Source organism: Ottowia sp. (assembly GCF_047601385.1).
Lineage (GTDB): Bacteria > Pseudomonadota > Gammaproteobacteria > Burkholderiales > Burkholderiaceae_C > Ottowia.
Genome location: NZ_JASGJP010000001.1, coordinates 1,109,853 through 1,128,212, shown reverse-complemented (window position 1 = coordinate 1,128,212; position 18,360 = coordinate 1,109,853). Strand labels below are relative to the sequence as shown.

Genomic DNA, 18,360 nt, shown 5'->3' with positions numbered 1-18,360 from the left:
CCGGCCGATGTGTGCAACGAAGACGAAGGAGACAAGGCTCATGAGCGCCATCGAATCGGTTCTGGTCGAAAACCGCGTATTCCCGCCCAGCGAGGCCACGGTGAAGGCCGCGCGCATCAGCGGCATGGACGCCTACAAGGCCCTGTGCGCCGAGGCCGAGCAGGACTTCACCGGCTTCTGGGGCCGCCTGGCCAGGGAGCACGTGGTCTGGGGCAAGCCCTTCACCCAGGTGCTGGACGAATCCAGCAAGCCCTTCTACAAGTGGTTCGCCGACGGCCAGCTCAACGCCAGCGCCAACTGCCTGGACAAGCACATGGGCACGCCGGTCGAGAACAAGACGGCCCTCATCTTCGAGGCCGACGACGGCGCCGTCACCCAGGTCACTTACAAGGAACTGCTGGCGCGCGTGAGCCGGTTCGCCAACGCGCTGAAGGCGCACGGCATCCAGAAGGGCGACCGCGTGCTGATCTACATGCCGATGACCATCGAGGGCATCGTCGCCATGCAGGCTTGCGCGCGCCTGGGCGCCACGCACAGCGTGGTGTTCGGCGGCTTCTCGGCCAAGGCCTTGCAGGAGCGTATCGCCGACGTCGGCGCCGTGGCCGTGATCACCGCCAACTACCAGATGCGCGGCGGCAAGGAGCTGGCGCTGAAGGCCATCGTCGATGAAGCGCTGGGCATGGGCGGCTGCGAGTCGATCCGCCACGTCTTCGTCTACGAGCGCACGCCCACCGCCTGCCCCATGGTCGCGGGCCGCGACAAGACCTTCAGCGAGATCCTGCAAGGCCAGGGCACCGAGTGCCCGCCCGTGATGGTGGATGCCGAGCACCCGCTGTTCGTGCTCTACACCTCCGGCTCCACCGGCAAGCCCAAGGGCGTGCAGCATTCCACCGGCGGCTACCTCCTGTGGGCCAAGCTGACGATGGAGTGGACTTTCGATTTGAAGCCCGAGGACGTGTTCTGGTGCACCGCCGACATCGGCTGGGTCACCGGCCACAGCTACATCGTCTACGGCCCGCTGGCCGCCGGCGCGACCGAGATCGTGTTCGAGGGCGTGCCCACCTACCCGAACGCCGGCCGCTTCTGGCAGATGATCGAGCGCCACAAGTGCAGCATCTTCTACACCGCGCCGACGGCGATCCGCTCGCTCATCAAGGCTTCCGAGGCGGACGAGAAGGTGCACCCGAAGAGCTCGAACCTCGGCAGCCTGCGCCTGCTGGGCAGCGTGGGCGAGCCGATCAACCCCGAAGCCTGGATGTGGTACTACAAGCACGTGGGTGGCGAGCGCTGCCCCATCGTGGACACCTTCTGGCAGACCGAGACCGGCGGCCACATGATCAACCCGCTGCCGGGCGCCACGCCGCTGGTGCCGGGCTCGTGCACGCTGCCGCTGCCGGGCATCTTCGCCGCCATCGTCGATGAATCGGGCAACGAGATGCCCAACGGCTCGGGCGGCATCCTGGTGGTCAAGAAACCCTGGCCCAGCATGATCCGCACCATCTGGGGCGACCCGGAGCGCTTCAGGAAGAGCTATTTCCCCGAGGAGCTGAAGGGCTACTACCTGGCCGGCGACGGCGCGGTGCGCGACGCCGAGCGCGGCTACTTCCGCATCACCGGCCGCATCGACGACGTGCTGAACGTCTCGGGCCACCGCATGGGCACGATGGAGATCGAATCCGCCCTGGTCGCCAAGTCCGACCTGGTGGCCGAGGCCGCCGTGGTCGGCCGCCCGGACGACCTGACGGGCGAGGCCATCTGCGCCTTCGTGGTGCTCAAGCGCCCGCTGCCGCACGGCGACGAAGCGAAGCAGATCGCCAAGGAACTGCGCGACTGGGTGGCCAAGGAGATCGGCCCCATCGCCAAGCCCAAGGACATCCGCTTCGGCGAGAACCTGCCCAAGACGCGCAGCGGCAAGATCATGCGCCGCCTGCTGCGCAGCCTGGCCAAGGGCGAGCAGATCACGCAGGACACCAGCACGCTGGAGAACCCGGCGATCCTGACGCAGCTCGACCAGACGTATTGAGGTTCCGCCGGCCCAGCAAAAAGCCCGCGCCAGGCGCGGGCTTGTTCTTTGGGAGCGGAGGGCTTACTTCAGGCTCATGATCCAGCCGGCCAGCTTCTTGGCTTCGGCATCGCTCACGTTGGCGTTGGGCGGCATGGGCACGGCGCCCCACACGCCGGAGCCCCCCTTCATGATCTTGGCGGCCAGCTTGTCCACCGCGCCGCCGTCGGCGGCGTATTTCTTGGCCACCTCCTTGTAGGCCGGGCCCACCAGTTTCTTGTCCACGGTGTGGCAGGCCATGCAGTTCTTGGCCTTCGCCAGGGCCTCGTCGGCCAGCGCGGGCGCGGAGATGGCGGCCAGGGTGGCAAAAGTCAACAGAACACGCTTCATCTTCATTCCTCTATCGTGGGGTTGCGCTACATTCTTTCAACGCATTGTAGGGTGCCGGGTTGACGCGGCGCCGGCACGCGGAACGTGACATACGCCCAGGAAAAACCATGTACCTGCTCGGATTGGGAATCATTCTTGTACTGCTGAAATGGCAGGAGATCGGCCCTGTCGCCACCTGGTCGTGGTGGTGGGTGCTGGCGCCGTTCGTCGGCGCCGCGCTGTGGTGGTCGTGGGCCGACTGGTCGGGCTACACCAAGCGCAAGGCGATGGAGCGGGAGGATGCCCGCAAGCTGGATCGCATCAACCGCCACCGCGAGGCCATCGGTGCCAAGCCCAAGACGGCGCCGCCGCGCCGCCGCTGAAGACGGTCTCAGATAAAAATAGCGCCCGGCGCAGGCAGGGCCTGCGCCGGGCGCTATTGTTTTTGAAGATCAGAAGTTGTCCAGCACGGCGCCCTTGCTGGCGCTGGAGGCGTTGTGGGCGAACTTGGCCTGCACGCCGCGCGTGTAGCGCGGCGCGGGCGGCTGCCAGCCCTTCTGCCGCCGGGCGATCTCGGCCTCGGGCACGTTCAGTTCCAGCTTGAGCTGGTGGGCGTCGATGGTGATGGAGTCGCCCTCCTGGATGAAGGCGATCAGCCCGCCGGCCGCCGCCTCGGGCGCCACATGGCCGACCACCATGCCCCAGGTGCCGCCGGAGAAGCGCCCGTCGGTGATCAGGCCCACGCTCTCTCCCAGGCCGGCGCCGATCAGCGCGCCGGTGGGCGCCAGCATCTCGGGCATGCCGGGGCCGCCCTTGGGGCCCAGGTAGCGCAGCACCATCACGTCGCCGGCCACGATCTTGCCGGCCAGGATGGCGGCCAGCGCCGACTGCTCGTCGTCGAACACGCGCGCCGGGCCGGTGATGACGGGGTTCTTCAGCCCGGTGATCTTCGCCACCGCGCCCTCGGGGCTGAGGTTGCCCTTGAGGATGGCCAGGTGGCCTTCCTTGTACAGCGCCTTGTCGATGGGGCGGATCACGTCCTGGGAGGCAGCAGGCGCATCGGGCACGTCCTTCAGCGTTTCGGCGATGGTCTTGCCGGTGATGGTCATGCAGTCGCCGTGCAGCAGGCCGGCGTTCAGCAGGATCTTCATCACCTGCGGGATGCCGCCCGCCTCGTGCAAATCCACCGCCAGGTACTTGCCGCTGGGCTTGAGGTCGCAGATCACCGGCACGCGCTTGCGGATGCGCTCGAAGTCGTCGATGGACCATTCGACGCCCGCCGCGTGCGCGATGGCCAGGAAGTGCAGCACCGCGTTGGTCGAGCCGCCCGTGGCCATGATGACCGACACCGCGTTCTCGATGGCTTGCTTGGTGACGATGTCGCGCGGCTTCAGGTCGTTCTTGATGGCTTCGATCAGCACCCGGGCCGATTCCTTGGCCGAGTTCTGCTTCTCGTCGTGCGGGTTCGCCATGGTGGAGGAATAGGGCAGGCTCATGCCCAGCGCCTCGAAGGCCGAGGACATCGTGTTGGCGGTGTACATGCCGCCGCACGAGCCGGTGCCGGGGATGGCGTGCTGCTCGATGTCCTTCAGCTCCTGGTCGCTGATCTTGCCGGCGGCGTTCTCGCCCACGGCCTCGAACACGCTGACGATGTTCAGGTCGCGCCCCTTCCACTTGCCCGGCAGGATGGTGCCGCCGTAGACGTAGATGGCCGGCACGTTGGCGCGCAGCATGCCCATCATGCCGCCGGGCATGTTCTTGTCGCAGCCGCCGACGACGACCACGCCGTCCATCCACTGCCCCTGCACGCAGGTCTCGATGCAGTCGCTGATGACCTCGCGGCTGACCAGCGAATACTTCATGCCCTCGGTGCCCATCGCCATGCCGTCGCTGATGGTGGGCGTGCCGAACACCTGGGCGTTGCCGCCGGCTTCCTGGATGCCGGCGATGGCCGCGTCGGCCAGCTTCTGCAAACCGGAGTTGCAGGGGGTGATGGTGCTGTGGCCGTTGGCCACGCCGACCATGGGCTTCTTGAAGTCGCCTTCCGTGTAGCCCATGCCGTAGAACATGGAGCGGTTGGCGGCGCGCGCCTTGCCTTCGGTGATGTTGGCCGAACGCGCGTTCAGGCGGTGGGTCTGGATCGTCTTGGTGTCCATGGCGGTTGTCGTGGGTTGGTGGTCGCGAAAGCGTCCGATTGTGCCCCCACGGATTGATCGGTGCCAATCCGATCTCAACCCGCCATTGATAGCCCCCGCATATCAGTCGTCATGCCGGTGCTCCCCCCGCGGGCCGGCGGCCCAGAACCCCTGGTGGAGCGCCAGCATTTCGCCGGCCAGCGCCGGCACCGGGCCGATCACCTCGACCGCGCGCTGCCCGCGCGCGAACACCTCGCGGCAGGGCAGGCTGAGGGTGGGGTTCTCGGGGTGGTTGCCCGTGAGCGCGAGCAGGGCGGTTTCCTCGGCGCCGTAGAGCACGCGGCCGATGCCGGCCCAGTAGATGGCGCCGGCGCACATGGCGCAGGGCTCGAAGGTGGTGACCAGCGTGCACTGCGCCAGGTAGGCGCCGGGGTAGTTGGCGGCCGCCGTGCGCGCGAGCGTGCTCTCGGCGTGGTTCACGGTGTCGATGTTGCCCTGCTCGGCCAGCACCGTGTCGCCGTCCGGCGCCACCAGCAGCGCGCCGAAGGGGTGGCGGCCCATGCCCAGGGCGCGCTCGGCCACGGCGTTGGCGCGGCGCAGCAGGCGCGCGATCTGGTCGGGCGACAAGGACTGCATCATTCGCCCTGCGAACCGCGGTGCGCCCAGCGCGTGGTGTGCTGCTCGATGGCGCTGAACAGCTCGTACATCGCCATCGCCATGGCGCCGATCACCAGCAGCCCGGCGAACGCCAGGCCCATCTGCATCGACGAGCCGGCCGACACCAGCAGGTAGCCGATGCCTTCGTTGGCGGCCGTCATCTCGCTGACCGTGGTGCCGACGAAGGCCAGCGTGATGGCGACCTTGAGCGAGGCGTAGAAGTAGGGCAGCGAGCGCGGCAGGCCCACCTTGAGCAGCACGTCCCAGCGCTTGGCGCCGAGCACGCGCAGCACGTCCTCCAGCTCGGGCTCCAGCGTGGCCAGGCCGGTGGCGATGTTGACGGTGATGGGGAAGAAGCTGATCAGGAACGCCGTCAGGATGGCCGGCCCCACGCCGATGCCGAACCACACCACCAGGATCGGCACGAAGGCGGCCTTGGGCAGGGCGTTGAAGGCCGTCATCAGCGGGTACACCGCCGCGTAGGCGACGCGCGAGCTGCCGATCAAAAAGCCCAGCAGCACGCCGACGACGATGGCGATGCCGAAGCCCGCCATGGTGACCCAGAAGGTGCGCCAGGCGTGCATGGCGATGACGCCCTTGAACTCGACCAGCTGCGTCCAGATCGCCAGCGGGCTGGGGAAGAGGAACTCCGGCACGCTGAAGCCCGAGCAGATCACCTGCCACGCGATGACGACGGCCAGCAGCAGCACCCAGGGCGACCAGCGCTCGACCAGCTTGCGGTGATGAGACGTCATTGCGTGATCTCCCCGCCCGTCTTGCGCAGCGCCCCGATGTGCCCGCGCAGTTCCAGCACGATGTCGGTGAATTCCTTGGTGTAGGTCAGCTCCAGCTCGCGCGGGCGCGGCAGGCCGATCTCGCGGCGCACGATGAAGCGGCCGGGGCTCTTGCTCATCACGTACACGGTGTCGGCCAGGAACACACTCTCGCGCAGGTCGTGCGTGACCAGGATGACGTTGAAGCGCTGCTCGGCCTGCAGGTCGCGCAGGATGCACCACAGCTCCTCGCGCGTGAAGGCGTCCAGGGCGCCGAAAGGCTCGTCCAGCAGCAGCATCTTGGGCTCGTGCACCAGCGCGCGGCAGATGCTGGCGCGCTGCTGCATGCCGCCGGAGAGCTGCCAGGGGAACTTGTCCTCGTAGCCGCCCAGCCCCACCTTCTGCAGCAGGCCACGGGCGCGCGCCTCGTACTCCTTGCGGCGGGCCTTGAACTGGCTGCGGTGCGGCTCGACGATCTCCAGCGGCAGCAGCACGTTGTCCACCGTGCTGCGCCAGGGCAGCAGCGAGGGCGCCTGGAACGCCATGCCCGAGATCTTCAGCGGCCCGGTCACGCGCTCGCCGTCGACCAGGATGCGGCCGGCCGAGGGCATGCGCAGGCCGGTGGTCAGCTTCATGAAGGTGGACTTGCCGCAGCCCGACGGCCCGACGATGGCGATGAACTCACCGCGCCGCACCTGCAAATCGATCGCCTCCACCGCGAAGTGGCTGGCGCGCAGCAGCTCCTCGTTGTAGGCGAGCCAGACGTCGCTGAAATCGACGAACGGCGGTTCCGGGGCCAATGCGGTGGATGACATGCGAAATAGGGCTCTAGCGCCCGTGCAGAAAGCGCAGGCAGCTATTCAAACGATAGCTAATCACTTCTTCGGCAGGATGTCGCGCTCGGCCGCGCCGGGCATCAGGCTGCCGTTCCACACCTTGGCGGGGTCGATGCGCGTCTTGGTGCCGAAGGCGTCCGATACCTGCGAGGCCATCAGCGACAGGCGGCCGGGCACGACCTGGCCGAAGCCCTCGGCGCGCGCGTCGGGGCTGTTGACCACGGTGTCGATGGCCAGCTTCAGGCGCCGCGTCTCCAGCGCGGTGTTGACGATGCCGTCGCGCTCCTTCACGTGGGCGATGGCGGCCGTGGGGTTGGCGATGACCTCCTTCGCGCCCTTGGTGAAGGCCCTGAGGAAGCCCTTGACCGCGTCCGGGTTGTCCTTGAGCAGCTTGGGGCTGACGATGATGGCGTTGCCGTACAGCTTGACGCCGTAGTCCGGGTATTGCATCACCACCACGTCGCTGGCCTTGGCGCCGCGCGCCTCCAGGTTGAGCAGGCTGGTGAAGGTGAAGCCGGTGATGGCGTCCACGTCGCCGCGCATCAGCATGGTCTCGCGCAGCGGCGGGTCCATGGCCGTCCACTGCACCGCGCCCACCTGGTTGGCCTTGGCGAAGATCGGGAAGGCGCGGCGGCCGGAGTCGAACACCGGGGCGCCCAGCTTCTTGCCGGTGAGGTCGGCGGGCTTGGCGATGCCGGCTTTTTTGAGCGCCATCACGGAGGCGGGCGTGTTGTTGTAGACCATCATCACCGCCACCGGCTGGTTGGGCACGTCGGGGTTGTTGGCCTGGAACTCCATCAGCGCCGCCATGTCGGCGAAGCCCATGTCGTAGGCGCCCGAGGCCACGCGCTGCACCGTGCCGCCGGAGCCGTTGCCGGCGTCGATGGCGACGTCGAGCCCCGCCTCCTTGAAGTAGCCCTTGGCGGCCGGCAGCAGGAAGAACGCGGCCGGCCCCTCGAAGCGCCAGTCGAGCTGAAACTTGATGGGCGTGGCCGCGTGGGCCGGCGCGACGCCGGCCGCGGCGGCCAGGGCCAGCGCGGTGTGCAGGAACAGTCGTTTCTTCATGGCGGGCTTTCTAGGGATGGTGGAGTCGGTTATTGGCGAGCGGCGCAGGGAGTCCCAAGGGCCGAGCGGCCGCGGAGCAGGCCACGCCAGCGCACCCGTGGCCGGGGTTCCCCCGGCCAGTGGGTGCGCCCCCTGGAGGGGGGATGCCGCAACATCGCGCAGCGAGTGGAGCAACGGGGGTGGTCATGTTTTCCAGGCGCCGATGTGCGAGGCGGATGCTTCGTCGATCAGCGCCGGGCCGATGCATTCGATGCGGTGCGAGGCGGCGGCGAACACGTCGCGGCAGGACAGCTCGGCGTCCTTCTGGTCCAGCCGCTCGCCACGGAACACGCGCAGGCGCACGGCGTCGATGCCGTACACCACGCGGCCGATGGCCGACCAGAAGATCGCGCCGGCGCACATCACGCAGGGCTCGCCCGACGAGTACAGCGTGGCCGCCGCCAACTGCTCGCGCGTGCAGCGCGGGCTGGCGATGCGGATGGCAGAGACCTCGGCGTGCGCGGTGCAGTCGCCGGTCTCATCGTTGGCGTTCCAGGCCTGGGCCAGCACCCGGCCGTCGGGCGCGACGATGACGGCGCCGAACGGCCGGTTGCCGCGCTCGCGCGCCTTGCGGGCCATGTCGATGGCCTGGCGCAGGTAGCGGCCGTCGCGCTCGTCCAGCGGGACTTCGGCGGGGGGAGAGGCAGCAAGGGCTGTCATGCGGGCCATGCAAGCAATAGGCGTGCCTGCGGGTTGGCGGGGCCGGGCGGCGCATTCCGGTGCATCACGCTGGTGCGGCCGGGCGCCTCGCGCACCGGTATGGCGCGTTCCTTGCGGTCTGCCGCTTTGCCGAGCTGGCGCGCAACTTGCAACCTGTTCGCGCAGGAGTAGAAGCGTTCAGCGCGCGGTTCCGCGACACGGCGCCGGCTTCGCGGGTCATTGCTCCTGAACTCGATCTTCAGGAAAGGAACCCCACCATGACCACGCCATCCACCGGCTACGCGCTGGGCGAACTCGACAAGGAATCCCGCATGGGCGGGATGGGCGAGGAAACCCATGCGCGCGAGGTGCGCCTCATCGACATCACCGACTTCGCTCGGCGCAAGGCCGAGATCGCCGAGCAGATCTGGGCCGCCTCGGTCGAGATCGGCTTCTTCCAGGTGGCCGGCCACGGCATTCCGCAGCAGGACATCGACGCCGCCTTCGCGCGCGCCGAGCAGTTGTTCGCGCTGCCGCGCGAGGTCAAGGCGCAGTGGCCGCTGGCGCGCAACGCCGGCTGGGAGCACAAGGCGCAGATCCGCCCCTCCACCCAGACGCCCGACCAGAAGGAGTCCTACCAGGTCACGCGCCCGCGCATGGCGGGTCTGTGGCCGACCGAGGCGGAGCTGCCCGGCTTTCAGGCCGCCACGCTGGCGTTCGAGCGCCAGTGCTGGGAGGTGGCGATGCAACTGCTCTCGTGCTTCGCCTACAAGCTGGGCTTCGACGACGGCTTCTTCACCCGCGCGCACGCGCCCGGCGTGCCCAGCTACCAGAGCACGCTGCGCATGCTGCACTACTTCGCCGTCGATCCGGCGCTGAAGGACGAACTGGGCCTGTGGCGCGCCGGCGCGCACACCGACTTCGACTGCCTCACCCTGCTGTTCCAGCGCGCCGGGCAGGGCGGCCTGCAAGTGCTGCCCGGCAAGGAGATGGACACGCAGCAGTGGACGCCGGTGGAGCCGGTGCCGGGCGTGATCACCTGCAACATCGGCGACATGCTCACGCGCTGGAGCGACGACCAGCTACCCAGCAACTTCCACCGCGTGCGCAACCCGCTGCCGCACGAATACCAGGGCCCGCGCTACAGCCTGGCCTTCTTCGCGCAGGCCAACGAGGACGCGGTGATCGAAGGCCCCGGCCGGAAGTACCCGCCCATCACCGGGGCCGAGTACCTGAGGCAGCGCATCAGCGCCAATTTCTCGAATAAATACTGAGCCGAATCGGCCTCCGGCGCTTGCTGGATAAGCGCTGGCAGCTATCTTTATCGAAGCATGCGCTTGAGGCGGCGAGCACGCGGCAGACCGCTTGCTATGCTGCGCGCATGACCCTCGAAGGCCCCCCGATCGAGCTGCGCGCCTGGCGCCAGTTCGTCGCCGTGGCGGAGGAGCTGCACTTCGGCCGCGCGGCGCAGCGGCTGCACCTGACGCAGCCGCCCGTCACGCAGGCCATCGCGCAGCTGGAGCGCGCGCTGGGCGTGCGCCTGTTCGACCGCACGCGCCGCCGCGTGGCGCTCACGCCCGCCGGCGAAGCGCTGCTGCCCGAAGCGCGCGAGCTGCTGGCGCGCGCGCAGGCCCTGCCGCGCCGGGCGCGCGCGGCGGCGGCGGGCGAGCTGGGCCGCGTGCGCCTGGCCTTCGTCTCCACCATCGGCTTCGAGCAGCTGCCGCGCTGGGTGCGCGACTTCCGCACCCGCTGCCCCGACGTGGTGCTGGAACTGGCCGAGGCCACCGGCGACGTGCAGTTGCAGGCGCTGGCGCGCGGCGACATCGACGCCGGCCTGCTGCTGCACTCGCCCGGTGCCGCGCCGCCGGGCCTGTCGTGCCTGGCGGTGGCGCGCGAGCCGCTGGTGCTGGCGCTGCCCGAAGCCCATCCGCTGGCCCAGGCCCGCCCGCTGCCGCTGGCGCGCGTGCTGGCCGAGCCGCTGGTGATCTTCCCGCGCCGCCTGGTGCCCTCGCTGCACGATGCTGTCATGGGCCTGTACCAGGCCGCCGGGCTGCCCCCGCAGGTGGCGCAGGAGGCGATCCAGATGCAGACCATCGTCAACCTGGTGTGGGGCGGCCTGGGCGTGGCCTGGGTGCCGGCCAGCGTGCAGCAGTTCCGCCGTGCCGGCGTGGTCTATCGCGCTGCCGGCGAACTGGCCCCCGCCGGCCGTTCGCGCCGCGCGGCCGGCGTGGCGCTGCCCGCGTGCGAGACCAGCCTGGTCTGGCCGCCGCAGGCCGACAACCCCGCGCTGCACCGCTTCGTCGAGTTCGTGCGCGAGCAGCTTCGGGCGACGGCGTAGCGGTGCTTATGATTGCAGTGCAGTGAAAAATCCAACCCTCTGCATGCTCCATATTCCATAGCTGACAGCGCTTGCCAGTCAAGCGCCAGAGCCTGATTGGGCTCTCAACCTGCCCCTTTCGCAGGTACATCATCAGCCGGTCCACCGCCGTCAGCGCCAGCGCCAGCGCCAGCGCCGGCAGCCAGCGCCTGGCCCTCACCATTACCTACGACCCGGCCAGCGTCACCCACAGCCGCACGTGCAACACCGCCGGGCAGGTCACGAGTAACGGCATTGCCAGTTGCCAATGGGACGCTGCCGGTCGGGTGAGCGCTGCCGCTGTAGTGGCTCTCCTCCACAATGGCCGATCCTTTCGCTTGCAACGCAAATGAAATACACTGGTTGCCATGAAAACCGCTGTCATTCCGCAGGTGCGCGTCGAACCAGAGTTCCGCGGCAATCTGGAAGCCGTGTTGCAAGAAGGCGAGACGATCTCGGCGTTCGTCGAATCTGCCGTGCGCAGCGCCGTGGAGTTTCGGCACATGCAAAGCCGCTTCCATGCGCGTGGCCAGGCAGCCTGGGAACGTTTCCAGGCCACGGGGGAGTCGTCCTCGGCCGATGACGTGCTCTCGAAGCTGCAAGCGAAACTGGATGCCAAGCGCAGGCAAATGTCCTGATGCGCTTCAGCGTTCGTTTCAGTGCGGAGGCTGAAGAGGATCTGGATCGGCTTTTAGACTTTTTGCTTGACCGCGCTCGGACACTCGAAGACCTCGAACTGGCCCAGGCAGCGATCGATGCCGTGCGGGTCGCCGCGCAGAAGCAACTGGCCGTGACGCCGTTCAGCTTCCGCAAGGCGGGAAGAAGTCCGACGCGGCGCGAACTCATCATTCCGTTCGGCGCAACGGGGTATGTCGCGCTCTACGAGATCGACAGCGCCACGAGCGTGATCGTGCTGGCGGTTCGGCACCAGCGCGGAGAGGACTACCACTAGCAGCGCCGGTTGGTCGTGGGTGAGCAGGTGCTCGGCCGCTGCGGCGGCGCGGCGCGGCGCCGACGCTAACGGCCTGAGCATCGCCGGCGATGCCGCGCTGGAAGCCGGGCAGACCCCGTGCGCGTGCCCAAGCCTTCGCCGAGTTCCGCGCGAGCGGGGGCAGCGGCTTCGCGCGGCACAATGCGCGCATGCTGGTTCACCCTCAGATCGACCCCATCGCCGTCCGACTCGGCCCGCTGGCCGTGCACTGGTACGGCATCACCTACCTGGTCGCCTTCGCGCTGTTCTTCTGGCTGGCCACGCGGCGGCTGCGGCACGAGCCCTACGCCTCCATCACCCGGCCCGCGCCGTGGACGCGGCGCGACATCGAGGACATGCTGTTCTGGGGCGTGCTGGGCGTGATCGCCGGCGGCCGGCTGGGCTACTGCCTGTTCTACAAGCCGGCGTACTACGCGGCGCACCCGCTGGAGATCTTCGCCATCTGGCAGGGCGGCATGAGCTTTCACGGCGGCATGCTGGGCGTGATCGTGGCCATGATGCTGTGGGCGCGCCGGCGCGGCCGGCCCTGGCTGCAGGTGACCGACCTGGTGGCGCCCTGCGTGCCGCTGGGCCTGGCCTCGGGCCGCGTGGGCAACTTCATCAATGGCGAGCTGTGGGGCCGCGTGGCCGACCCGTCGCTGCCGTGGGCGATGGTGTTCCGCGGCGCGGGCGACGCGCCGCGCCATCCGTCGCAGGTCTACCAGTTCCTGCTGGAGGGCGTGCTGCTGTTCGTGCTGCTGTGGCTGTACGCCCGCAAGCCGCGCAAGATGGGGCAGGTGAGCGGCGCGTTCCTGCTGGGCTACGGGCTGTTCCGCTTCATCGCCGAATACTTCCGCGAGCCCGACGCGCACCTGGGCCTGCTGGCGCTGGGCATGAGCATGGGCCAGTGGCTGTGCGTGCCGATGATCGTGGCCGGCGTGGCGCTGTGGGCCTGGGCCAGCCGGCAGGGCGCAAAAATTTAAGCCAAATAGGCCTCCAGCGCCCGCCAGTCAAGCGCCAGCAGCTATTAATTAAGTAGTAGAGGATGTTTGCCATGACCGACGCCGACCTGCCCGACGACACCCCCGCCCGCAGCACGCGCGAGCGCCTGGGCGCGCTGCTGGGGCGGCGCGAGGAGGCGCTGTCGCCCCGGGTGCTGCGCCGCACGCTGCGCGAGCTGCAACACGTGGTGGACCCGGCGGTGAGCGAGGTGGAGGGCGGCCGCCGCGCCGCCGGCGTGGCCGGCTGGTACGCGCGCGCCACGCCCGAGCAGCGGCGCGACTGCTGGCGGCTGATGAGCGAGCAGTTCACGCCCGACGCCGCCGCCATCCAGGCCGCGCGCGACGCCTACGAGGCCGCCATCGGCACCGACGAGGAGGCGCGCGCCGAGGTGCGCCTGCGCAAGGCCGCCGCCGCGCCGCGCACGCGGCTGCTGCAACGCTTCGCGGCGTTCCCCGAGGGCGTGCGCTTCCTGGTCGAGATGCGCGCTGAACTGCTGCCGCACCTCAGGCGCGACAAGCGCCTGGCCGCGCTGGACGCCGAGCTGGAGGACTTGTTCTCCACCTGGTTCGACGTCGGCTTCCTGCAACTGGAGCGCATCAGCTGGCACTCGCCCGCCGCGCTGATCGAGAAGCTCATCAAGTACGAGGCCGTGCACGACATCCGCAGTTGGCTCGACGCCAAGAACCGGCTCGACGAGGACCGCCGCTGCTACGGCTTCTTCCACCCCCGGCTGCCGGGCGAGCCGCTGATCTTCGTCGAGGTGGCGCTGCTGCGCGACCTGGCGGCCGGCATCGAGCCGCTGCTGGACGTGGAGGGCGCGCCGGCCGACCTGGACAAGGCGACGACGGCGATCTTCTACTCCATCAGCAGCACGCAGCCGGGCCTGAAGGGGGTGAGCTTCGGCGACTCGCTCATCAAGCGCGTGGTGGAGACGCTGCGCGCGGAGTTCCCGCAGCTCAAGGTGTTCGCCACGCTCTCGCCCATCCCCGGCCTGCGCGCCTGGCTGGGCAAGCAGGTGGGCGACCTGCTGGCCGCCACGCCCGAACGCGCCCGCCAGGCGCTGGCGCGCGAACTCGGCCAGCCGGAGCCGACCGCCGCCGAGCTGCTGAAGTCCCTCGACGACGTGGCCGCACTGGACGACAAGAGCGCGCGCCGCCGCTGGCTGCTGACTGCTGCCGCGCGCTACCTGGGCCGGGAGCTGGCGGACGACGGCAAGCCGCGCGACGGCGTGGCGCGCTTCCACCTGGGCAACGGCGCGCGCATCGAGCGGCTGAACTGGCTGGCCGACCCTTCGCCCAAGGGCCTGAAGCAGTCCTGCGGGCTGATGGTGAACTACCTCTACGACCTCAAGCGCCTGGACAAGCACCGCGCGCTGCTGGCGCAGGGGCAAATCCCGGTATCGGGCGCGGTGCAAAGCCTGCTAGATTGACCGGCTTCGCACCCGCACAACCAGGAGACAACGGATGAACACCCCCCTGACCCGCCGCCAGGCCCTGTTCGGCACCGCCGCCATCGCCGCGCTGCCCGGCCTGGCGCGAGCGCAAGCCTGGCCCGCCCGGCCGGTGACGCTGATCGTGCCGTTCCCCGCCGGCGGCGGCACCGACGCCTTCGCGCGGCCGATGGCGGTGCAGTTCGCCAAGCTGACCGGCAAGAGCCTGGTCATCGACAACCGGGGCGGTGCCGGCGGCACCGTGGGCGCCTCGGCCGCGGCCAAGGCGCCGCCCGACGGCTACACGCTGTTCATGGGCGGCGGGCACCACACGATCGCGCCGTCGATCTACCCCAGGCTGGACTACGACCTCGAAAAGGATTTCATTCCCCTGATCCAGGTCGCCGCCGCGCCGCAGGTGCTGGTGGTCAACGCCAAACGCGCCAACACGGGCAGCTACCAGGAGTTCCTGGACCTGATCCGCAAGAACCCCGGCAAGCTGAACTACGCCTCGGCCGGCGCCGGCTCGGTGCATCACCTGGCGGGCGAGCTGTTCAAGATTCAGACCAAGACCTTCATCACCCACATTCCCTACCGCGGCGCCGGCCCGGCGCTGGCCGACCTGATCGCCGGCAACGTGGACATGGACTTCGACGGCCTGGGCTCGTCGGCCGGCCACATCAAGGCCGGGCGCATCAAGGCGCTGATGGTGGCCGGCAGCAAGCGCAACCCCGCCATCCCCGACGTGCCCTGCGCCGCCGAGGTCGGCCTGCCCGACTACAACGTGCAGTCCTGGTACGGCATCTGGGCGCCCAGGGGCACGCCCGCCGAGGCGGTGGCGCGCGCCACCGAGGACGTCCGCCGCGCCTGCCTCGAACCCGAGGCCAAGGCCGTCTGGGCCGGGCAGGGCGCGGAGTTCCCCGACCTCGCGGGCGAGCGCTTCGCGGCGCTGATCCACAGCGAGATCCAGCGCTGGGCGCAGGTGGTCAAAGTGTCGGGCGTGAAGCTGGACTGATGACCGCTCACGTGGCGTGCACGGGCGACGGCGCGGTCGCCGTCGTCACGCTCTCCAACCCGCGCAAGTTCAACGCCATGACGCGCGCCATGTGGCGCGAGCTGGCCGGGGTGTTCACGCGCGTGCAGGCCGGCGCGGCGTGGCGCTGCGTGCTGGTGCGCGGCGAGGGCGGCCACTTCTGCGCCGGCGGCGACATCGCCGAGTACCCGGACTTCCGCTTCGACGCCGCCAGCCTGCGCGACTTCCACGAGGGCGACGTGTGGGGCGGCCTGTCGGCCATGCTGGCCTGCGACGTGCCCATCGTCGCCGCCATCGAAGGCAACTGCATGGGCGCCGGCATGGAGATCGCCAGCTGCTGCGACATCCGCGTGGCCGCCGACGATGCCAAGTTCGGCGCGCCCATCGCCCGCCTGGGCTTCCCGATGGCGCCGCGCGAGGCCGCGCTGGTGGCGCGCGCCGCCGGCGAGGCGACGGCGCGCCAGATGCTGCTGGAGGCGGCCGTGCTCGAAGCCGCCGAGATGAAGGCGCGCGGCTTTCTCCAGCACCTGGCGCCTGCGGTGCAGGTGGAGGGCCGGGCGCGCGAAACGGCGGCGCGCATCGCCGCCCTGGCACCCCAGGCGGCGCGCCTGAACAAGCGCACGCTTCGAGCATTGAATCAGCCTCCAGCGCTTGCTGAACAAGCGCCAGCAGCTATTGAAAGAATAGTAAAAACCGCCTACGACTACGCCGACAGCGCCGAGCACCGAGAAGGCATCGCCGCCTTCCTGGGCAAGCGCCCGGCGCGGTTCTAGGCTTTTTCCGACCCCTCGACCATGCCCAACCAGAACCTCTTCACCGCCCTGCGCGCCGCCTTCCCGGCCGACCTGGACGCCGTCGCCGTCGAGACCGACGGCGGCCTGGCCTATTCGTGGCGCGACCTCGACCGCGCCACCGCCATGGTGGCCAACCTGCTGCAGTCGCTGGACATCCCGCGCGCCGCCGACGGCGTGCCGCCGCGCGTGGCGGTGCAGGTGGAGAAGTCCGTCGAGGCCATGGTGCTGTACCTCGCCACGCTGCGCGCCGGCTTCGTGTTCCTGCCGCTGAACACGGCCTACCAGAGCGCCGAGATCGAATACTTCATCGGCAACGCCGCGCCGGCGGTGGTGGTGTGCAGCGGCCAGAACTTCAACTGGGTCAGCAAGATCGCCTTCAAGGCCGGCACGCGCCACGTCTTCACGCTGGACGACGACCGCGGCGGCAGCCTGCTGGAGCGCGCCGCGCATTGCAGCGACCAGCAGGTGCCGGCCGAGCGCGGAGCCGACGACCTGGCCGCCATCCTCTACACCAGCGGCACCACCGGGCGCAGCAAGGGGGCGATGCTGTCGCACGGCAACCTGCTGTCGAACGCCGCCATGCTGAAGGACTACTGGGGCTGGCAGCCTGGGGACGTGCTGATCCACGCGCTGCCCATCTTCCACGTGCACGGCTTGTTCGTGGCCATCCACGGTGCGCTGCTGAACGGCAGCAGGATGCTGTGGCACGGCAGGTTCGACCCGAAGAAGGTCATCGCCGACCTGCCGCGCGCCACCGTGTTCATGGGCGTGCCCACGCTGTACGTGCGCATGCTGGCCGAGCCGGCGCTGACGCGCGAGCAGGCGGCGTCCATGCGCCTGTTCATCAGCGGCTCGGCGCCGCTGCTGATCGAGACCTTCAACGACTGGCAGGCGCGCACCGGCCACACCATCCTGGAGCGCTACGGCATGAGCGAGACCATCATGCTCACCTCCAACCCCTATCGCGCCGACCCGCGCCACGGCAACCAGAGCGAGCGGCGCGGCGGCACCGTGGGCTTTCCGCTGCCCGGCGTCAGCCTGCGGGTGCGGGGTGAAAGCGGGGTGGACATGCCGGTCGGCGAGATCGGCGACATCCAGGTCAAGGGGCCCAACGTGTTCGCTGGCTACTGGCAGATGCCCGAGAAGACGGCCGAGGAGTTCACCGACGACGGCTTCTTCAGGACCGGCGACGTCGGCCGGCAGGACGAGCGCGGCTACGTCACCATCGTCGGCCGCAGCAAGGACCTGATCATCAGCGGCGGCTACAACGTGTATCCGGCCGAGATCGAGGGCTACCTGAACGAGCTGCCCGGCGTGGCCGAGAGCGCCCTCGTCGGCGTGCCGCACCCGGACTTCGGCGAGGTCGGCGTGGCGGTGGTGATCGCCCGGCCGGGGGCCAGCCTCGACCCGGAGCGGCTGATCGCCGACCTCAAGGCCAAACTGGCCAACTTCAAGATCCCCAAGCGCTGCTTCATCGCCGCCGAACTGCCGCGCAACACCATGGGCAAGGTGCAGAAGAACCTGCTGCGCGAGCGGTACAAGGGCCTGTTCCAGCCGGCCTGACAGGCGGCATTCACTTACAGGGCCTTGCGGACGGCGCGGCTAAACTCGCGATGGCTTGACTACAGAACCCGAAAGGAGCCCCGCGTGTCCCTGCGATCGCTTTTCCTGCTGCTGGTGGGCGCTGCCATCGTCACCTTCATCGGCGTCAACTGGGCCGAGATGACGCGGCCGACCGACCTGTCTCTGATCTTCATGGAGATCAGGGCGCCGCTGGGGCTGGTGCTGATTGGCCTGATGGCTTTGCTGTCGGCGGTGTTCGTCGCGCTGGTGGCCTACCAGCAGGGCACCGTGCTGGTCGAGACGCGGCGCCACGCCAAGGAGCTGGCCATCCAGCGCGAGCTGGCCGACAAGGCCGAAGCCTCGCGCTTCACCGACCTGCGCGCGCACCTCGACCAGGAGGTGGCCCGCCTGTCCGGGGCGATCGAGAACCACACGCGCGAGACGCTGGCGCGCGTCGACCGCGCCGAGATGGGCCTGCGCGACCGACCGGTGGATTCCGAGATCGCCCGCCTGGTGCAGGCCGTGGAGAACCACAACCGCGACCTGCATTCCCGCGTGGACCGGCTGGAAATGGGCCTGCGCGAAGGCCTGGCGGGCTACATCCCGGCGCCGGCCACGGTGCGGCCGGCCAGCCTGCCGCCTGTCAGCAGCAGCACCGACCCGGTGGGCAGCGCCACCCCGGGCCGAGCGGGCTGACC

19 protein-coding genes are annotated in these 18,360 nt (G+C 69.4%); 12 read left to right on the top strand and 7 right to left on the bottom strand.

Translation table 11 applies throughout. The features are described from left to right. Positions 1-40 precede the first annotated feature (40 nt). A complete protein-coding gene (gene acs / locus QM772_RS05465; RefSeq protein WP_415134438.1) occupies positions 41-2,023 on the top strand; it encodes an acetate--CoA ligase in 1,983 nt (660 codons plus the stop codon). A 63-nt stretch (positions 2,024-2,086) separates the two neighbouring features. On the opposite strand, the gene QM772_RS05460 is transcribed toward acs, so the two are convergent. Then, positions 2,087-2,392, bottom strand: a complete 306-nt coding sequence (locus QM772_RS05460; protein WP_415134437.1) for a c-type cytochrome — start codon at positions 2,390-2,392, stop codon at positions 2,087-2,089. Positions 2,393-2,499: 107 nt separating this feature from the next. On the opposite strand from QM772_RS05460, the gene QM772_RS05455 reads away from it, so the two are divergent. Continuing rightward, positions 2,500-2,754 (top strand): TIGR04438 family Trp-rich protein, encoded by a 255-nt coding sequence (locus QM772_RS05455; protein WP_415134436.1) that lies wholly within the window; start codon positions 2,500-2,502, stop codon positions 2,752-2,754. 69 nt (positions 2,755-2,823) lie between these two features. Here the strand turns inward: QM772_RS05455 and ilvD are convergent, their stop codons facing one another. The 6 genes from ilvD to QM772_RS05425 form a co-directional block, all read right to left on the bottom strand. Then, the gene (gene ilvD, locus QM772_RS05450) at positions 2,824-4,527 is read right to left on the bottom strand and encodes a dihydroxy-acid dehydratase (protein WP_415134435.1); all 1,704 of its coding nucleotides are present in this window, start codon (positions 4,525-4,527) and stop codon (positions 2,824-2,826) included. A 102-nt stretch (positions 4,528-4,629) separates the two neighbouring features. Next, on the bottom strand, positions 4,630-5,142 hold the full coding sequence (locus QM772_RS05445) for a nucleoside deaminase (protein WP_415134434.1): 513 nt from the start codon (positions 5,140-5,142) through the stop codon (positions 4,630-4,632). After that, positions 5,142-5,918, bottom strand: a complete 777-nt coding sequence (locus tag QM772_RS05440) for an ABC transporter permease (protein ID WP_415134433.1) — start codon at positions 5,916-5,918, stop codon at positions 5,142-5,144. Before QM772_RS05440 ends, QM772_RS05445 begins: the two co-directional genes overlap by 1 nt. Then, entirely contained in the window at positions 5,915-6,751 is an 837-nt protein-coding gene (locus QM772_RS05435) for an ABC transporter ATP-binding protein (RefSeq protein ID WP_415134432.1), read from the bottom strand. Before QM772_RS05435 ends, QM772_RS05440 begins: the two co-directional genes overlap by 4 nt. A gap of 60 nt (positions 6,752-6,811) precedes the next feature. Further along, positions 6,812-7,837 carry an ABC transporter substrate-binding protein gene (locus tag QM772_RS05430; RefSeq protein ID WP_415134431.1) on the bottom strand — a complete coding sequence of 342 codons (1,026 nt, stop codon included), beginning with the start codon at positions 7,835-7,837 and terminating at the stop codon, positions 6,812-6,814. 183 nt (positions 7,838-8,020) lie between these two features. Then, on the bottom strand, positions 8,021-8,536 hold the full coding sequence (locus tag QM772_RS05425) for a nucleoside deaminase (protein ID WP_415134430.1): 516 nt from the start codon (positions 8,534-8,536) through the stop codon (positions 8,021-8,023). Positions 8,537-8,793: 257 nt separating this feature from the next. On the opposite strand from QM772_RS05425, the gene QM772_RS05420 reads away from it, so the two are divergent. From QM772_RS05420 to QM772_RS05375, 10 genes are all read left to right on the top strand, one after another. After that, positions 8,794-9,789 carry an isopenicillin N synthase family dioxygenase gene (locus QM772_RS05420; protein ID WP_415134429.1) on the top strand — a complete coding sequence of 332 codons (996 nt, stop codon included), beginning with the start codon at positions 8,794-8,796 and terminating at the stop codon, positions 9,787-9,789. 107 nt (positions 9,790-9,896) lie between these two features. Then, a complete protein-coding gene (locus QM772_RS05415; RefSeq protein ID WP_415134428.1) occupies positions 9,897-10,853 on the top strand; it encodes a LysR family transcriptional regulator in 957 nt (318 codons plus the stop codon). Between the two features lie 386 nt (positions 10,854-11,239). After that, positions 11,240-11,509 carry a YlcI/YnfO family protein gene (locus tag QM772_RS05410; RefSeq protein ID WP_415134427.1) on the top strand — a complete coding sequence of 90 codons (270 nt, stop codon included), beginning with the start codon at positions 11,240-11,242 and terminating at the stop codon, positions 11,507-11,509. After that, positions 11,509-11,823: a type II toxin-antitoxin system RelE/ParE family toxin gene (locus QM772_RS05405; RefSeq protein WP_415134426.1), complete on the top strand. Its 315-nt coding sequence runs from the start codon at positions 11,509-11,511 to the stop codon at positions 11,821-11,823. The genes QM772_RS05410 and QM772_RS05405 overlap by 1 nt, the downstream gene beginning before the upstream one ends. Positions 11,824-12,011: 188 nt before the next feature. Beyond that, positions 12,012-12,824: a prolipoprotein diacylglyceryl transferase gene (gene lgt, locus QM772_RS05400; protein ID WP_415134425.1), complete on the top strand. Its 813-nt coding sequence runs from the start codon at positions 12,012-12,014 to the stop codon at positions 12,822-12,824. 71 nt (positions 12,825-12,895) lie between these two features. Continuing rightward, on the top strand, positions 12,896-14,272 hold the full coding sequence (locus tag QM772_RS05395; RefSeq protein ID WP_415134424.1) for a malonyl-CoA decarboxylase: 1,377 nt from the start codon (positions 12,896-12,898) through the stop codon (positions 14,270-14,272). 34 nt (positions 14,273-14,306) lie between these two features. Beyond that, positions 14,307-15,287, top strand: coding sequence for a Bug family tripartite tricarboxylate transporter substrate binding protein (locus tag QM772_RS05390; protein WP_415134423.1), 981 nt, complete (start codon positions 14,307-14,309; stop codon positions 15,285-15,287). After that, entirely contained in the window at positions 15,287-16,078 is a 792-nt protein-coding gene (locus QM772_RS05385; RefSeq protein WP_415134422.1) for an enoyl-CoA hydratase/isomerase family protein, read from the top strand. Before QM772_RS05390 ends, QM772_RS05385 begins: the two co-directional genes overlap by 1 nt. 21 nt (positions 16,079-16,099) lie before the next feature. Further along, complete coding sequence (locus QM772_RS05380; RefSeq protein WP_415134421.1) at positions 16,100-17,662, top strand: malonate--CoA ligase; 1,563 nt, start codon at positions 16,100-16,102, stop codon at positions 17,660-17,662. A gap of 84 nt (positions 17,663-17,746) precedes the next feature. Next, on the top strand, positions 17,747-18,358 hold the full coding sequence (locus QM772_RS05375) for a LapA family protein (protein WP_415134420.1): 612 nt from the start codon (positions 17,747-17,749) through the stop codon (positions 18,356-18,358). Positions 18,359-18,360: the final 2 nt, after the last annotated feature.

Excerpts from the sequence above, each read along its gene's own strand:
- QM772_RS05390 (WP_415134423.1), top strand. The coding sequence starts at position 14,307 with ATGAACACCCCCCTGACCCGCCGCCAGGCCCTGTTCGGCACCGCCGCC.
- QM772_RS05440 (WP_415134433.1), bottom strand. The coding sequence starts at position 5,918 with ATGACGTCTCATCACCGCAAGCTGGTCGAGCGCTGGTCGCCCTGGGTG.
- QM772_RS05380 (WP_415134421.1), top strand. The coding sequence starts at position 16,100 with ATGCCCAACCAGAACCTCTTCACCGCCCTGCGCGCCGCCTTCCCGGCC.
- QM772_RS05385 (WP_415134422.1), top strand. The coding sequence starts at position 15,287 with ATGACCGCTCACGTGGCGTGCACGGGCGACGGCGCGGTCGCCGTCGTC.
- lgt (WP_415134425.1), top strand. The coding sequence starts at position 12,012 with ATGCTGGTTCACCCTCAGATCGACCCCATCGCCGTCCGACTCGGCCCG.
- QM772_RS05430 (WP_415134431.1), bottom strand. The coding sequence starts at position 7,837 with ATGAAGAAACGACTGTTCCTGCACACCGCGCTGGCCCTGGCCGCCGCG.
- QM772_RS05445 (WP_415134434.1), bottom strand. The coding sequence starts at position 5,142 with ATGCAGTCCTTGTCGCCCGACCAGATCGCGCGCCTGCTGCGCCGCGCC.
- QM772_RS05410 (WP_415134427.1), top strand. The coding sequence starts at position 11,240 with ATGAAAACCGCTGTCATTCCGCAGGTGCGCGTCGAACCAGAGTTCCGC.
- QM772_RS05395 (WP_415134424.1), top strand. The coding sequence starts at position 12,896 with ATGACCGACGCCGACCTGCCCGACGACACCCCCGCCCGCAGCACGCGC.
- ilvD (WP_415134435.1), bottom strand. The coding sequence starts at position 4,527 with ATGGACACCAAGACGATCCAGACCCACCGCCTGAACGCGCGTTCGGCC.
- QM772_RS05405 (WP_415134426.1), top strand. The coding sequence starts at position 11,509 with ATGCGCTTCAGCGTTCGTTTCAGTGCGGAGGCTGAAGAGGATCTGGAT.
- QM772_RS05420 (WP_415134429.1), top strand. The coding sequence starts at position 8,794 with ATGACCACGCCATCCACCGGCTACGCGCTGGGCGAACTCGACAAGGAA.
- QM772_RS05425 (WP_415134430.1), bottom strand. The coding sequence starts at position 8,536 with ATGACAGCCCTTGCTGCCTCTCCCCCCGCCGAAGTCCCGCTGGACGAG.
- QM772_RS05460 (WP_415134437.1), bottom strand. The coding sequence starts at position 2,392 with ATGAAGCGTGTTCTGTTGACTTTTGCCACCCTGGCCGCCATCTCCGCG.
- QM772_RS05435 (WP_415134432.1), bottom strand. The coding sequence starts at position 6,751 with ATGTCATCCACCGCATTGGCCCCGGAACCGCCGTTCGTCGATTTCAGC.
- QM772_RS05415 (WP_415134428.1), top strand. The coding sequence starts at position 9,897 with ATGACCCTCGAAGGCCCCCCGATCGAGCTGCGCGCCTGGCGCCAGTTC.
- acs (WP_415134438.1), top strand. The coding sequence starts at position 41 with ATGAGCGCCATCGAATCGGTTCTGGTCGAAAACCGCGTATTCCCGCCC.
- QM772_RS05455 (WP_415134436.1), top strand. The coding sequence starts at position 2,500 with ATGTACCTGCTCGGATTGGGAATCATTCTTGTACTGCTGAAATGGCAG.